Source organism: Paraglaciecola sp. MB-3u-78 (assembly GCF_002835935.1).
In the GTDB taxonomy this organism is placed as follows: Bacteria; Pseudomonadota; Gammaproteobacteria; order Enterobacterales; family Alteromonadaceae; genus Paraglaciecola.
Genome location: NZ_PJCF01000004.1, coordinates 930,653 through 946,735 on the forward strand (window position 1 = coordinate 930,653; position 16,083 = coordinate 946,735).

Consider the following 16,083-nt stretch of genomic DNA (forward strand, 5'->3'; position numbering starts at 1 on the left):
CTGTCTGAGACAATAATTGAATTGCAATGAACACTAGACGTACGCCGTTAAAACATAAGTCACTATAACAAATCATTTAGTCTTTTAGTAACATGAATTTCAAGCCACGTTTTTAAAATACAATCACATCTACCACTTCATTTATCTGAATTCTTTTAATAATTTAGTGAAAGTCTTTTTAGTTCACAACTGACATCAAGATTACGCAGGAAAATGTGTCTTCCAATGCAACGCAATCTGCTCCCTAGTGCAACACCACACTTTTTCATGGCTTTGAACATATTCAATAAATCGTTGTAGAGCTGCCATACGCGCAGGGCGTCCAATTATTCGACAATGCAAACCAATAGATAACATTTTGGGTGCTGTTTCACCCTCGGCATATAACACATCAAATGCGTCTTTAAGATACTCATAAAACTGTTCGCCACTGTTAAAACCTTGTGGGGTAGCAAAGCGCATGTCGTTGGTATCCAAGGTGTAAGGCACCATTAATAAAGGTTTAGCGTATTGAGTATCGTAATAGGGTAAGTCGTCTGCATAGGAGTCGGCGCAGTATAAAATGTCATCTCTATTCGCTAACAATTTCAGGGTGTTAGGACTTGTTCTTCCCGTGTACCATCCCTTGGGTTTACTGCCGGTGATCGCTTGGTGTAATTGCACTGCAGCATTAATCATTTTCTTTTCTTGAATTTCAGGCATATCTTGATAATGGATCCAGCGCATGGAGTGACTGGCTATTTCCCAGTTTGCTTCTTTCATAGCGGCGACAGCTTCTGGATTGCGTTGTAGTGCCATAGTCACACCAAATACGGTGATCGGTAAATTGTAACGAACAAACAAGTTATAAAGACGCCAAAATCCAGCACGGCTACCGTATTCATACATAGACTCCATGCTTAAATGTCTGTCTGAATAAGCCTGGGCGCCAACTAATTCAGATAAGAATACTTCAGATTTTTCATCTCCATGCAATACGCAGTTTTCACCGCCCTCTTCGTAATTAAGCACAAATTGTACGGCTATTTTGGCTTGATTAGGCCATTTAGGATGTGGAGGATATTGGCCGTAACCTATTAAATCCCTTGGGTAAGCATGTTTCATCGAGTACCTTATTCAAATTCTGTTGGAACAGATAAACCGCAGCCGGTTAATATTAATTTAACCAAATTATTTGTCGCTTCAGCAAAATCAGTTTGAGTCATGGATTTGCCTCTGAGTTCATTAATTTGTATAGAAAAGTCAGCATAATGTTGTGATGTTGCCCAAATATTAAATAACAAATAATGAGGATCGGTTGCGGCTAGTTTGCCTTGGTCAATCCATTGTTTAATCACATCCACCCGGCCTGCCATCCAAGACGCATGTTGGTCTTTAAAAAATGTGTCTAAATTAGGTGCACCATTGATAATTTCTAGTGCAAACATTTTGGATGCGTCTGGTCGACAACGGGATATTTCCATTTTGTCCGCAATATACTGTGCTAATACTTCAGCCGGGTCGTCACTCACAGTTGCTTCATCAAACCGACTATTCCATAACCGAAGAATATCTTCCAACAAAGCTAAATAGAGTGACTCTTTAGATTTAAAATAATACAGCACATTGGTTTTGGGTAGTTCAGCTCTATCGGCTATTTGCTGGACCCGTGCGCCTTTAAAACCATGTAAAGCAAATTCCTTTTCAGCAGCATTTAATATTTTACTGCGATTAAGCTCTCCAATGCTGATTTCTTTGTAATTCTTACTTGCACACATTTAATATTTAATTTCCATTTGTATAAAATTTTTACATGCCTTAAATAACACTATAAAAATATCACCCAATCTAGGGGATTACTAGAAACATAAAGCTGTTACATATATATTACTATGACATTGAACAATCGGCATTTTAATTGCTTATTTGTTTAAAAAGACCATAACCAACTGAATTACCAACATAGATGTCTCTGAGTAAAAAAGTCCACATGCTAGAACATTTCCCATTAAATTAGACAAAAGCTGACCATTTAGTCTAGTATTTATTGTATTTAACATCACGAGTCGGGATAATATCATCATTAGATCTCGCTAATGGAGCGCCACATGATCAGCTTTTTACTTAACGACGAAATAACTACCATAGATCAAGCCAGAGCTGATATGACTTTGCTTGAGTATTTGCGGGAACAAAAAAAACTGACAGGTACTAAAGAAGGCTGCGCTTCAGGGGATTGTGGCGCCTGCACAGTAGTGTTAGCCGAAGTAAACCACCGAGACATTACAGCACTGAACAAGCTTGAGTATCGAGCCATCAATAGTTGCGTGACATTTTTATCCGCATTACATGGCAAACAATTGATCACTGTTGAACATTTGCCAGATGCAAAAGTTTTACATCCGGTACAACAAAGTCTGGTTGAGCATCATGGCTCACAGTGTGGTTTTTGTACCCCAGGTTTTATTATGTCGATGTTTGCCTTGTACCAACAAACAGCACAGCCAGACAGAGAATCTGTTATCCAAGCACTTTCTGGCAATTTATGCCGCTGCACAGGTTATCGCCCCATTATTGATGCCACGTTAAGTGTGTGCCAAAACAAACAAGCGGATAAATTCAAACAAGCAGAAACTCAGACAGCTAAACGTTTAAACGAGATCAACAATAAAGTGATCAGTACAGATAATTTACTGGTGCCAACTTCACGGCAAGAACTCGCAGCAGCGAAGGCTAAGTATCCGCAGGCTAACGTGTTTGCAGGCAGTACTGACTTAGCGTTGCAAGTCACTCAACAGCTAAAATCCTTCGAAAAGTTAATTGCCTTAAGTGCGATGCCAGATTTAAACCAACTCGTTGAACAGGAGCATGGATTATTAATTGGAGCCGCCCTGCCCTTTGGTAAAATTGAATCGACCTTATTGAAACATTTTCCAGCATTATCCGAGCTTTTATGGCGCTTTGCCGCCACACCTATTCGTAATCAAGCCAGTCTAGGTGGAAATGTTGCCAATGGTTCGCCTATAGGTGATATGCCGCCTGTATTGTTAGCACTCAATGCTGTGATACATGTGGACAACGGCGCGCAGAAAAGAACCATTGCAGCAAATAATTTCTTTTTGGACTACCGCAAAACAGCATTAGAGGCAGCTGAATGGATAGAAGCGATTTTTATCCCTTACACTCATCACACAAATCTTGTTCGTGCCTATAAAGTATCTAAACGTTATGAAGATGACATATCAGCAGTATGTGCCGTGTTCAATTTGCAAGTAACTAATGGAAAGGTACACAACATCTATTCTGGATTTGGGGGTGTAGCGGCTATTCCGGCAACCGTTTTAGAGCTCAATACTCAGCTTAAAGGCAAAACTTGGTCTAGTAGCGAAACCTTTAATATCGGTAAAAACATCCTCAAACAAGCGTTCACACCTTTAGATGATGTGCGTGCAAGCAAGATTTATAGAATCAATATGTTAACTAATTTGTGGAAACGTTTCTGGTTAGAAACAAACCAAAGTAGCCAAAAAATTGCAACCCGTGTAGTACATATTCCCGCATCAACGGAAGAAATTCCACATGCGTAAACTTATTGAACAACCTACGTTTGATGCCACGCCTCAAGGTGCCGCTGGCAAATCACATAAACACGAAAGTGCAGAGCGTCAGGTCAGTGGTCAAGCTCGTTACATTGACGATATGCCAGAGGCTGCAAACATCCATCATGTTGCAGTAGGTGTTAGCTCAGTAACCACAGGAATAATTACATCTATAGACTTGTCGCAAGTAATAGCCTCTGAAGGTGTGATAGACGTGATCACCGAGAATGACATCCCTGGTCATAAAGACATAGGCCCGGTCTTTCTGGGGGATCCATTATTAGCAGGTACAAAAATTTTATATCACAGTCAACCTATATTTGCGGTCTTAGCAACCAGTGTTAACTTAGCTCGTCAAGCAACATTAAAAGCAAATATCGTCATCTCGCCTACTGAAGCTTGTTTGTCAGTTAATCAGGCCAAAGAACAAGAAAATTTTGTGCGCCCACCACACTTTATGCGTCGTGGAGACTTTCAGAAAAGTTATGCCAAAAGCCCGATTCACATTGAAGGTGAAATGATCATCGGTGGCCAAGAGCATATGTACCTTGAAGGCCAAGTGTCTATGGCGATACCTGAAGAAGAAGACCGAATGTTGGTCTATTCTTCGAGCCAACATCCCAGTGAAGTACAAAAGCTGATTGCTGAAGTATTAAATATTAAACTTCACAAAGTGGTGGTGGATATGCGCCGCATGGGCGGTGGTTTTGGTGGTAAAGAAACCCAAGCTGCTCAATGGGCATGTTTAGCCGCATTATTTGCTAGCCGCAATAAAGTAGCCGTTAAGCTGCGACTTCCACGTATGCTGGATATGATGGCAACAGGTAAGCGGCATCCTTTCGAAAATCGATTTAAAGTAGCAACAGATAATCTGGGGTTGATCCAAGCAACCCATATCGAAATAAACGGTAATTGTGGTCATTCACCTGACTTGTCTGATGCCATTGTCGATCGCGCTATGTTTCATGCAGATAATGGCTATTTCCTGGCTGATTGTTATGTTGAAGGACATAGATGTCGAACAAATCAAGTATCACATACCGCCTATCGTGGCTTTGGTGGACCCCAAGGTATGATAGTCGCCGAAGCCATGATGGATGCAATTGCTCGTAAATTAGGTAAAGATCCGCTAGCTATTCGAAAACTCAATTTGTATGGCAAAGATACCCGAAACACCACTCAATACGGTATGCAGGTGGAACACAATTTATTAGCTGATTTGATTGATAAGTTAGAAATATCAAGCAATTACCAACTGCGCCGTAAACAAATAACAGAGTTCAACAAACACAGCCCCATCATCAAAAAAGGCTTAGCTTTAACACCGGTTAAATTTGGTATCGCATTCACAGCTAAACATCTTAATCAAGCAGGTGCTTTACTGCATATTTATACCGATGGCAGTATGCAAATCAATCATGGCGGTACCGAAATGGGTCAAGGATTACATACCAAAATTGGCCAAATAGTTGCCAATGAATTTGGGGTGCCATTGTCTCATGTTGAAATCACTTCAACTCGTACTGATAAAGTACCCAATACTTCTCCCACTGCAGCATCAAGCGGAACAGACTTAAACGGGAAAGCAGCGCAAAATGCCTGCTTGATCATCAAGCAACGACTAGCTGAATTTTATGCTGAGCAGGTCAAAGGCAAACCTGAACACGTTACCTTTACCGAACAATCTGTAGTATTAAATGAACATAGCATTGCCTTTACTGAATTAATTCAACAAGCCTATATTGGCCGTATATCGCTTTCAGCTTCCGGATTTTATAAAACCCCAAAAATTCACTATGATCGCTCTACCGGCAATGGCAGACCCTTCTTCTACTTTGCATACGGCGCAAGTTGTTCCGAAGTATCCGTTGATACTTTAACGGGGGAATACAAAGTTGACCGTGTTGATATATTACATGATGTGGGCAAAAGCCTGAATCCTGCCATTGATATTGGCCAAATTGAAGGGGGCTTTATTCAAGGCATGGGCTGGTTAACCAGCGAAGAATTGTTATGGGACGCTAGCGGTAAACTGATAAGCAATAACCCCGCAACTTACAAAATTCCAGCGATTGGTGATACTCCAGAAATTTTCAATGTTGACTTGTATCCTAGAGCCAACGACGAAGACAGTATCTTTCATTCAAAAGCGGTGGGCGAACCGCCATTTATGCTTGCTAATTCGGTTTGGTGTGCATTGAAAGACGCAATATCCAGTATTACTTATTATCAAATTGATCCGGTGTTACATCCCCCTGCCACGCCAGAAAAAGTCTACACCGCGGTTGAACAAGCACAAGCTTGGATGGAGAATCAAGTATGAGCCTACCAGCAAAAACATGGTTTGACGCCCTGTACCAATGCCAACAGCAAGGCAAAAGTTATGTATTAGTCACATTACTTGCCACTGCAGGCTCAACTCCCAGAAATGGCGGCACAAAAATGCTGGTATGTGATGACAGCGCGTTTGACACCATTGGCGGTGGCCACCTTGAGTTTGAAGTGATAAAACAAGCCCGAACCTTACTCCAAGAAAAGACCACTGCGCAAAAAGTAGAACATTATCCTCTTTCGAGTAAATTAGGTCAGTGTTGCGGGGGGGCGACCAATGTGTTGTTTGAAACATTCACACAGCACACCCAACATATTGCTATTTACGGTGCAGGGCATGTATCCAAAGCCTTAGTGCCTATTTTAGCGCAATTGCCGTTGCAAATTAGCTGGATAGACAATCGCCAAGGTATGCTTGATGAGATAGCTCAACAAGCTCAGCCAAACAATGTGAAATTACTGGCAAGTGAACATCCAGCAGATACCGTTGCCACGTTGCCTAACGGCTCATGGGCGATGATCATGACCCATAGCCATCAATTAGACTTTGACTTAGTCGAAGCCGCGCTGCGCCGGGAAGATATGACTTTTGTGGGCATGATAGGTTCAGATACCAAAGCAAGACGCTTTAGAACCCGATTGTCACATCGTGAGTTTGAACCTCAGAATATCCAGCGACTTGTTTCGCCTGTTGGATTGTTAGACATTCCCGGCAAACGCCCAGTTGAAGTAGCCGTATCCATGGCGGCACAATTAATCCAACTTTTAGAGCCTGAAAAAACCAGTCGATCTCAACAAAAACAGGCATGGCGAGAAAACACCCAACTGATACAATCTTTGGTAACAACTGAATGAATCCACAAAACACTTTGTCATTACAGACTTTAAATAGCCTCGACAGTCAACAAGCTGAACAATGGTTTAGCCAATGTTGCGCTGCTCCTAAATGGTTTAAAGGCATGGGACATGCTAGACCCTTCGCTGATTTTGATGGCGTAGTTCAAGCAGCAAAAAAAATATGGCAACAATGCTCTACATCAGAATTTATAACCGCATTTGAAGCCCATCCCATGATAGGCGACGTAAACAGTTTACGTAAAAAGTATGCAGCAACAAAGAATATGGCCAGCAACGAACAACAAGGTGCAAATGATGCAGACGATGAAACCTTGCACAATTTAGCCTCAGCCAATCATGAATACCTAAATAAGCATGGCTTTATTTTTATTATTTGTGCCAGCGGCTTGAGTGCTAACACTATGTTGGATGCCCTGATGTTGCGGTTAGCCAATGATACCGCGACAGAAATTACACTTGCCGCTGCAGAACAAATAAAAATCACCTTGTTAAGATTAGAGAAGGGATTACAAAAAAAACTAGAAAAAGGAATACAAACATCATGAGCATCAGTCTTTCCAGTCATGTGTTAGATACCACATTAGGTAAACCCGCTGCCAATATGAAATTAGCCTTAACCACCCCAGACGGGCAAGTTATTCATGCCAAGACGGATAGCGATGGTCGATGTAATCAATGGCAAGATTTTGATTTTCAAGCAGGCGAATATTGCCTACGTTTTTTTACCAAAGACTATTTACAAACCCATCACAGCGATGGATTTTATCCCTTTGTAGATGTACATTTTGAGCTAACTGAAAACGGTGGGCATTATCATGTGCCCCTGCTTATTTCACCTTTTGGTTTTAGCAGTTATCGCGGCAGTTAGACAGGCAATTATTGCTGTAGTTTTTGCTGCAGTTATAGAGAGACCCCCTATTTATGACAACCCAAGCTTATCGCGCTTCGATATTGCATTTCCCTAAGCAGAGTCATAGCCCCAAAGAGGACTATGTGTACTTTGAAGATGGACTGCTTGTTACGCGTAACGAAAAAATTGAATTTATTGGTGATTACAAAACTCATATAAATCAATGCCTTGAAGCCACTTTTATGGATTATTCAGGCAAACTACTTTTACCTGGCTTTATTGATAGCCATTTACACTTTCCACAAACAGAAATGCTTGCCAGCTTTGGCGAACAGCTTCTTGACTGGCTAACTGACTACACTTTTCCAGTAGAACGTAAGTTTGCTGACTACGAATACGCCAGTTATATTGCCAACATATTTATTAAACAATTATATCGCCACGGCACTACCACAGGCATGGTATATTCGTCGGTCCACAAGGCAGCTGCCGATGCACTTTTCCAAGAAGCAGCCTGTCACAACATGCTGCTGATTGCCGGTAAAGTATGTATGGACAGACACTGCCCAGATTGGCTGCAAGACACGCCACAAAGCGCACAACAAGACAGTGCAGCGCTAATCGAAAAATGGCATAACAATGGCCGACTCAAATATGCCATTACACCACGTTTTGCACCTACCAGTAGTGTTGAACAATTACACGCTTTGGGCGAATTAGCTCAGCAATACCCTGATGTATTTATACAAACCCACTTGTCTGAGAATCTTAAAGAAATTGCTTGGGTAAAAGAGTTATTCCCTGAGCGAAAAAATTATTTAGATGTTTACGACCATTTTGGCTTACTCAGAAAAGGCGCTGTGTTTGGCCACGGTATCCATTTAGAACAAGCAGAATGGCAACGCTTACAAGAATCCCAAGCAAGCATTGCGTTTTGCCCCAGTTCAAACCTATTTTTAGGCAGCGGCCTATTCGATTTGGTCAAAGCAGAACAACAAAACGTACCCGTTATGCTGGCTACCGATGTGGGCGGCGGCACTAGTTTTAGTATGTTAAAAACCATGGGTGAAGCTTACAAAATCTGTCAACTCAAAGGTAATCAAATGGATCCTATGCATGGCTTGTATCTAATGACACAAGGCGCTGCAGTGGGATTAGGACTAGAAAATGACATTGGTAACCTTAATCCCGGCACAGATGCAGATTTTGTTATCCTAGACCCAGAATTTGACGAACTCAGTGTGCTACGTTTTGAAAATCAGCGCACACCTCAAGATATTATTTTTGCATTAAGCATGTTAGCTGATGATAGAGCCATAATGGCCACTTACGTAGCTGGCAAAGCCGTCTACCAAGCCGATAAACAAGTATTAAAAGGAGCACATTAATGTTGCTTGATTGGATTTCATTATTTCTTCGTTGGTTTCATGTTATTGCTGGCGTGGCATGGATTGGTGCTTCGTTTTATTTTATCTGGTTAGATAATAATTTACGTACTCCACCCGATTGGAAAAAACAAAAGGGCATAAAAGGCGACTTATGGGCAGTACATGGCGGTGGGTTTTATGAAGTAGCCAAATATGAATATGGCCCAGAAGTCATTCCAGAAAAACTCCATTGGTTTAAATGGGAAGCATACACCACATGGATAAGTGGCTTTCTACTCCTCAGTTTGGTGTATTACCATGGCGCGGCGATTTATTTGATTGATAGCTCGGTTATGGACTTAACCCCAGCACAGGCCATAACAAGAGGCCTAGGACTGATTTTTGGTGGGTTATTTATATATGAAGCCGCCTGTCGTAGTCCATTAGCTAAATACCCAAAAGTGTTTGGCATCATGTTTTTGATACTTATCGCAGCAGCGAGTTACTTAGCTACCCATTGGTTTAGCGGACGTGGCGCATTTATGCATGTAGGCGCCTTAATCGGTACCATAATGGTAGGCAACGTATTTTTCAAAATAATGCCAGCGCAACGCTTAATGGTTGATGCTGTAACCAATAAAACAGACATCGATCCGAACTGGGGGCTAGGTGCTAAGCTGCGCTCTGTACACAACAACTACCTTACCCTACCCTTGTTATTTATTATGATCAGCAACCATTACCCTATGACTTACCAACATCAGAATGCTTGGTTAGTATTGATGGCCCTTGGTATAGTTTCGGCTTGGATACGTCATTATTTCAACCTAAAACATATCGGTATATCTCGACCTTCAATATTGATCACTGGAGCAATGGGTATGATCATTATTGCTGGCTGGGTATCTATACCGGTCACTGTCAAAGAAGGCACTTCAAACACAGAAAAAGCACCCGCCATCGAACTTAATGCCCAGCAACAACAGGTATTCGATGTGATGCAAACCCATTGCGCAAATTGTCACTCAGCTAAGCCGACAGATGAAATATTTGTCATTGCACCTTTGGGTTTAATGTTTGATACATGGCCACAAATAGTACAACGTGCACCCTTGATCCATAGGCGTGCTGTGGTAACCAAAGACATGCCCATGATGAATAAAACGGGCATGACCGAAGATGAAAGGCAAATCATCGGAAAATGGTTTAAAGGTCTTTAGCCTAAATAAGTGCAACCAGAGTAATAATTGTCTTGGGAATGCGCAGTTCACCATCAATCGTTGCAACAGTGATGTGTTGTGAGTCGTTTAGTATGACTTGTCCAGCGTTGTAATCGTGTTGATAACGTTTTCCCTGTGCCGATAGTGGAAATTGTGTAGATCTGATTACACACGCCTTCCCAGCAATATTAGCGTACGTGCCTAAACTGCCAAAGGCACGTAATCTTGTTAATAGTTGAGCGATTGGCTGCTGCCAATCAAGAGTTTGTTCACCCACTGTAATCGAAGGCCAATCACTGCCCTCACCTTGTTCTTGGCTACTCTGATAATAATCATCAAGGTCAAATAATAACCTGGATAATAAATCTGGGGTTTGCTGGAAGACTTTACCGCTCAAACTATCAAAGGTTTCATCATCCTCTAGCGAAATTGGCTTTTGCAGCAGAGTATCGCCAGTATCGAATTCATTACTGAGTTTATGTAAGGTTACCCCAGCATAAATTGATTGTTTCAAAATCAAATGAGGCAAAGGTGTCATACCTCGCCCTTCTGGTAAAAGTGTTGGGTGCACGTTAATTGCATATTTCAGTTCCACAGGAACGGGGATTTTCCAAGGGTACTCTGCGCTAAAAAACAACTCTACGCCCTGCTCAACTAACCTTTGCATGTCTGTTAAATTTGGCTTGCCAAAACAAAGGGGGATGTGGTTATTCTGTGCGAATTGAATAACCTTCTGCGAATAACCACTGTTTTCACCCGTGTAAATAACAGCGAATTGATGCCCTTGTTTCAAAAACACATCTAGGCATGAAAATAATGGATCGTAACCAAAATAGGCAATTTTCATATCAAAACTAAACTATGCAAACCTAACCCCAATAAATAAATGCTAGAAAAACCGCTAAACAAACAACGACTCCCAGAAGAGACACTAGAGTATTCCTATTATTACCTCTTAATGGCTTTAAAAACCTTGGATACCTGCCAAAAGTAACGACCTTACAAACAGACCAACCAATCCAGTAAAATACAGTCCCAAATAGAATATCAACTACTAGCACTCGAACAAAGGTAGACAATAACTCAACTATTACTTCCATGCTATTTACCCGATAATGATTATTGATCTTATGTGGGGTTTATCGAACAAATCACAAGTTAAGCGAAATCACTTGTTACAGTCAAAGTATGAATTAAAAGCTAAACTTAAATAATTAATACATATGATGATAATTATCTGTTTTAATTGGTGAAACGCAATTAGATTAAGCTTTTATGTTTGGTATTTTCAAACCCGCTCCACATATCCCATCTCAACCCAAAGACCAAATCGACAAAGAATATAAGCAGCTGCGCTGGCAAGTGTTTATTGGTATTTTTGTCGGTTATGCAGGTTACTACTTGGTTCGCAAAAATTTCTCATTAGCCATGCCGTTTTTAATTGAAGAACAAGGTTTTAGTAAAGGTGAGCTAGGTATAGCGCTATCAGCCGTTTCTATCGCTTATGGATTAAGTAAGTTTTTAATGGGCAGCGTATCCGACCGTAGTAACCCACGTTTTTTTCTGATGACTGGGCTACTAATTTCTGCAGGTGTAATGTTTATATTTGGGTTTACGTCTTGGGCAACTCAGAGTATTGGATCAATTTTCATATTGTTGTTTTTAAATGGTTGGGCTCAAGGCATGGGCTGGCCTGCTTGTGGCCGCACTATGGTGCATTGGTTTTCAGGTAACGAACGGGGCAAAACCGTTTCTTTTTGGAATATTGCTCACAACGTCGGAGGCGGTTTAATCGGGCCTCTGTCTATATTAGGAATGGCTTGGTTTAATGACTGGCACAGTATTTTTTATGTGCCTGCTTTCGCCGCGTCTTTGATAGCAGTCTTTATATTTTTTACCCTTCGGGATACACCACAGTCATGCGGATTACCCCCCATTGAAGCACATCGCAACGATTACCCTAAAGATTATGATGAAAGTCATGAACAAGAGTTTAGCGCTAAAGAAATATTCCTAAAGTACGTTCTTAATAATAAATTACTTTGGTTTATCGCTGCCGCCAATGCTTTTGTCTACCTTATCCGTTACGGCGTTTTAGATTGGGCACCCACCTATTTATATGAAGTAAAAGACTTTTCATTTAACAAAAGTTCGTGGGCGTATTTCTTATACGAATGGGCTGGCATTCCAGGAACCTTGTTATGTGGTTATATAAGTGATGCCTGGTTTAAAGGCCGTCGTGCGCCGCCCGCTATTTTATATATGGTATTGGTCTTGGTCGCTGTTCTTGTCTATTGGTTTAATCCACCGGGCAACCCAACTGTAGATATTGTCGCCTTGATGGCGATTGGTTTTTTAATCTACGGCCCAGTGATGTTAATCGGATTGTTTGCCCTTGAACTCGTACCTAAAAAAGCGGCAGGCACGGCTGCAGGGTTAACGGGTCTATTTGGGTATCTGGGCGGTGCAGTAGTAGCCAATATCGTACTTGGCTATACCGTGGATCACTTTGGCTGGGACGGTGGTTTTATATTATTAGTGGGTGGCTGTGTTTGTGCCATCATACTGATTGCCATGACCTTGAAACACGAAGTGGCTCATGAGAGTAACCAAGCACCCCAAAACAATTAACCGCAGCAAACTTTAGAGATAAAACAATACCAATTGGGACAATTACCTAAAATTTATCCCAATTGGTCAATCCGTGTTATACTCTTATGTACCAACCCAATTTACAGTTAGTAAGTGATGCCAGATATGCAAGCGACTAAAACAAAAGACAGTCAAACCATAGTCATGAAAGCGTATATAAACGCCTACAAAACCATGGGTATTTCTGATGGTCACGCCGCAAAGCTAATTGGTGTGGGTCGTTCGACATTGTTACGTAAACTTAGCTTTGAAACTGAGTCAAAACAAAGTGAACTACAGATCCTGTTTATTCGCTTATATCGCTCATTGTTTGCGTTATTTGGTGGCGATCTTACTTCCATGAAACATTGGTTCGAACATAAAAACAAACATATTCGCGGTATACCCAGAGATTTATGTTTTACCGTTACTGGCCTAGTTAATGTTAATGCTTATTTAGATGCCCTAAGAGGCAAAGCTTGAAATTAAACAATGTTATTAAGCATTTAGGCGGGTTAACTTCTTACGCCAATTCCATATGCAGAATGGTTGAAACACAAGAATATGCGGCGACCACTTCCTTAGTGGATGATCTTGAAGAGCAGGCAATTTTAGAGCAAATTCTAGATGATTTTAAACCTAACTATGCAGACGATACTCAAGACTTACATTACCTGATATCCACACCATTTCGTTATCCTCCGCTAAAATATGGGTCCCGCTTTGGCGCAATTACCGAACCCAGCTATTTTTATGCCAGTGAAGCTGTTCAAACTTGTCTAGCAGAAGCTGCTTTTTATCGCTTTTACCTGATTGATGGCACCGAATCGCCCTTCCCAAAAATGATCCAGTCAGAACACTCTTTGTTTTTTGTTCGTGTTTTAAGTAACAGTACCTTGGATTTGACTCAGATTTCAGATGCAAAAATACAAAACCAACTAACCGATCCAGGATCTTACTCGTTCACTCAACAAGTAGGACTACAAGCACGTAAAGACTGCGCTGATTTGCTGCGTTATTTTTCAGCACGAAGTCAAGAGCAAGGTATCAATGTAGCCATCGATAACCATACAATTATTCAATCTGAAAAACCCGAGGATAAAGTGGAGTATATATGCCAACTCGATCCAAAAACTGGCATCTTAAGATTCTCTGAACCAAGAGCCTTCCCTATTATGTTCACAAGGGAGCAGTTTTTAGTGGATGGGGAATTGCCATTATTGGGCTAGTGTAACCTGATCCTGACCGTTTTTACTTCTAATTCCTTTTGTCGCTTACATTGATGTTACAGCCTTAAAAAACAGACATTCAGTTATGTTTATACAAAGGCAAGAGATCAACATATATGTTCAGAGCAATGTCCTAAAAGTCTGAACATAGTATGTAAATTGATCACATAAAATTATTAGTGGTTTTTAGCCGTAAGCTTCACCCTTAACTCGGTATAACCTTTAACAAAATTAGATTGAACATATTTAGGCTTGTCTATTACTTCAATATTTTCAAAGCGTTGTAATATTTCTTCCCATAGTATTCGCAACTGCATTTCAGCTAACCGATTGCCCATACAGCGATGAATGCCAAAACCAAACGACAGATGATTACGGGCTTTATCCCTATCGATCACAAATTGGTCGGGGTTGTCGATAACCCGTTCATCGCGATTGCCAGACACATACCACATCACTACTTTGTCACCTTTTTTGATGGTCTTGCCGTTAAGCTCAACATCTTGGGTGGCAATACGACGCATATGCGCCAAAGGTGTTTGCCAGCGGATAATCTCAGACACCATATTGGGAATTAAGCTGGGGTCGTTTTTAAGCTTGACAAATTCTTGGGGGAATTCATTCAATGCATCAACACCGCCCGTCATAGAGTTACGTGTGGTGTCGTTACCGCCGACGATCAGCAATACCAGATTGCCGAGAAACTCTAAGGGAGTGTCGACCATATTTTTAGTATTCTCATTCGACTGCATTAAGCTAATTAAGTCAAAACCACCTTGCTCCCCTGCGGCTTTTTGCGCGGCTTTGGTGTGCCAAAGTTGCGAAAATTCAGTCATTAAGTCAGTGATACCTGCAACCCGCTCATCGGCTTGGATCATCCCGCCGGTCATCTCTGGGCTACCTGAAGCAAGATCAGACCAATAAGGAAGCTTGTGGCGTTTTTCATAAGGAAAGTCGAACAAAGTCGCTAACATTCTAGTGGTTAACTCTACCGATACTTTCTCGACCCAATCAAAGCTTTCACCCACGGGTAAGTCGTTTAAAACATCAACGGTGCGCTCACGAATAAGCACTTCCATTTCAGCTAGGTTCTTTGGTGCAACAGCACCCTGCACGGCCTGCCTCTGAACATCATGCTTTGGTGGGTCCATTGCAATAAACATGTCGAGCATGTAATCAGCGGGTCGGTCACCAATAACAATAACGGGCTCGGAGGAGAATAAGGTGTGATTTTTATCAACAAACATAATGTCTTCAAAACGCGTTATGGACCAAAAAGGACCAAAGGGGCTGTTTTTTTGGTAGTGCACAGGACACTCATCACGCAGACGTTTAAAATAGGATTGCCATTTATTCTGGCGGAACATAAAGGGGTTACTGACATCTATATCTTCTAACGCCACAGTGGAAACGTCAGCTATGGGTTGTTCGATAAATTCTACCGCAGGCATTGTGGGGATTGGAGACGTTGCAACGGACTCATCGCTAGTATTGGTTAAGCTGTTCATTATGGATTCCTCTGTTAGCAGCTACATTTGAAATTCAGGTAAGCGAACGATCATGCCGTTCATTGCTGCGGTTGTCTTAATTTGACAAGACAAACGTGAAGTTTTAGCTTTTTCTGGGGTTAAATCCAACATCATGATTTCATCATCATTAGCAACGCCAACTGCGTCAATCCAAGTTTCATCAACGATGACATGGCAGGTACCACACGCACAAACACCGCCGCAGTCTGCATCAATGCCTGGAATGCCATTATCGATAGCAGTTTGCATCAAGGATTTTCCCTCCTCAATGGGAGTTGTGTGTTGCTCCCCTGAGTGTTCTATGAAAGTTATGTGACCCATGCTTCTCTCCAATTTCAAACATTATTGATCTGATGTAGTGACTAGATAGTAATCTTTGTGAATTTTTATGGGAGGTCATATTTTGACATTCAGGGGTCATAAGTTGACTGTTGGTTGACTATTTTCTATCTGTAAATAACACTGACTTCTATGTTTTATCAGTCATGAT

At 41.4% G+C, this 16,083-nt stretch carries 15 protein-coding genes; 10 read left to right on the forward strand and 5 right to left on the reverse strand.

Annotation, left to right across the window (positions count from 1 at the left end; genetic code table 11):
- Positions 1-201: 201 nt before the first annotated feature.
- The gene (gene puuE, locus CXF95_RS10910; protein WP_101198684.1) at positions 202-1,104 is read right to left on the reverse strand and encodes an allantoinase PuuE; all 903 of its coding nucleotides are present in this window, start codon (positions 1,102-1,104) and stop codon (positions 202-204) included.
- Positions 1,105-1,112: 8 nt separating this feature from the next.
- Positions 1,113-1,757, reverse strand: a complete 645-nt coding sequence (locus CXF95_RS10915; RefSeq protein ID WP_101198686.1) for a TetR/AcrR family transcriptional regulator — start codon at positions 1,755-1,757, stop codon at positions 1,113-1,115.
- A 330-nt stretch (positions 1,758-2,087) separates the two neighbouring features.
- On the opposite strand from CXF95_RS10915, the gene xdhA reads away from it, so the two are divergent.
- The 7 genes from xdhA to CXF95_RS10950 are packed head-to-tail and all read left to right on the forward strand — an operon-like array spanning position 2,088 to position 10,204.
- Positions 2,088-3,566, forward strand: a complete 1,479-nt coding sequence (gene xdhA, locus CXF95_RS10920; protein WP_101198688.1) for a xanthine dehydrogenase small subunit — start codon at positions 2,088-2,090, stop codon at positions 3,564-3,566.
- Positions 3,559-5,901 carry a xanthine dehydrogenase molybdopterin binding subunit gene (gene xdhB / locus CXF95_RS10925; protein ID WP_101198690.1) on the forward strand — a complete coding sequence of 781 codons (2,343 nt, stop codon included), beginning with the start codon at positions 3,559-3,561 and terminating at the stop codon, positions 5,899-5,901. Before xdhA ends, xdhB begins: the two co-directional genes overlap by 8 nt.
- Complete coding sequence (gene xdhC, locus CXF95_RS10930; protein ID WP_101198692.1) at positions 5,898-6,764, forward strand: xanthine dehydrogenase accessory protein XdhC; 867 nt, start codon at positions 5,898-5,900, stop codon at positions 6,762-6,764. The genes xdhB and xdhC overlap by 4 nt, the downstream gene beginning before the upstream one ends.
- A complete protein-coding gene (gene uraD, locus CXF95_RS10935; protein WP_101198693.1) occupies positions 6,761-7,312 on the forward strand; it encodes a 2-oxo-4-hydroxy-4-carboxy-5-ureidoimidazoline decarboxylase in 552 nt (183 codons plus the stop codon). The genes xdhC and uraD overlap by 4 nt, the downstream gene beginning before the upstream one ends.
- Positions 7,309-7,635 carry a hydroxyisourate hydrolase gene (gene uraH, locus CXF95_RS10940; RefSeq protein ID WP_101198695.1) on the forward strand — a complete coding sequence of 109 codons (327 nt, stop codon included), beginning with the start codon at positions 7,309-7,311 and terminating at the stop codon, positions 7,633-7,635. Before uraD ends, uraH begins: the two co-directional genes overlap by 4 nt.
- Before the next feature lie 53 nt (positions 7,636-7,688).
- On the forward strand, positions 7,689-9,005 hold the full coding sequence (gene guaD, locus CXF95_RS10945; protein ID WP_101198697.1) for a guanine deaminase: 1,317 nt from the start codon (positions 7,689-7,691) through the stop codon (positions 9,003-9,005).
- Positions 9,005-10,204, forward strand: coding sequence for a urate hydroxylase PuuD (locus CXF95_RS10950; protein WP_101198698.1), 1,200 nt, complete (start codon positions 9,005-9,007; stop codon positions 10,202-10,204). The genes guaD and CXF95_RS10950 overlap by 1 nt, the downstream gene beginning before the upstream one ends.
- A gap of 1 nt (position 10,205) precedes the next feature.
- Here CXF95_RS10950 and CXF95_RS10955 read toward each other — a convergent pair whose 3' ends face one another.
- Positions 10,206-11,051 (reverse strand): methionyl-tRNA formyltransferase, encoded by an 846-nt coding sequence (locus tag CXF95_RS10955; protein WP_101198700.1) that lies wholly within the window; start codon positions 11,049-11,051, stop codon positions 10,206-10,208.
- A gap of 428 nt (positions 11,052-11,479) precedes the next feature.
- Between CXF95_RS10955 and glpT the strand changes: the two genes are divergently transcribed.
- From glpT to CXF95_RS10975, 3 genes are all read left to right on the forward strand, one after another.
- Positions 11,480-12,835, forward strand: a complete 1,356-nt coding sequence (gene glpT / locus CXF95_RS10965; RefSeq protein WP_101198704.1) for a glycerol-3-phosphate transporter — start codon at positions 11,480-11,482, stop codon at positions 12,833-12,835.
- A gap of 126 nt (positions 12,836-12,961) precedes the next feature.
- Entirely contained in the window at positions 12,962-13,318 is a 357-nt protein-coding gene (locus CXF95_RS10970; protein WP_232787764.1) for an MbcA/ParS/Xre antitoxin family protein, read from the forward strand.
- Positions 13,315-14,064 carry an RES family NAD+ phosphorylase gene (locus tag CXF95_RS10975; RefSeq protein WP_101198708.1) on the forward strand — a complete coding sequence of 250 codons (750 nt, stop codon included), beginning with the start codon at positions 13,315-13,317 and terminating at the stop codon, positions 14,062-14,064. The genes CXF95_RS10970 and CXF95_RS10975 overlap by 4 nt, the downstream gene beginning before the upstream one ends.
- 176 nt (positions 14,065-14,240) lie before the next feature.
- Here the strand turns inward: CXF95_RS10975 and CXF95_RS10980 are convergent, their stop codons facing one another.
- Together CXF95_RS10980 and CXF95_RS10985 are read right to left on the reverse strand one after the other, a co-directional pair.
- A complete protein-coding gene (locus CXF95_RS10980; RefSeq protein ID WP_101198709.1) occupies positions 14,241-15,572 on the reverse strand; it encodes a cytochrome P450 in 1,332 nt (443 codons plus the stop codon).
- A 21-nt stretch (positions 15,573-15,593) separates the two neighbouring features.
- Positions 15,594-15,914 carry a 2Fe-2S iron-sulfur cluster-binding protein gene (locus CXF95_RS10985; RefSeq protein ID WP_101198710.1) on the reverse strand — a complete coding sequence of 107 codons (321 nt, stop codon included), beginning with the start codon at positions 15,912-15,914 and terminating at the stop codon, positions 15,594-15,596.
- Positions 15,915-16,083 lie beyond the last annotated feature (169 nt).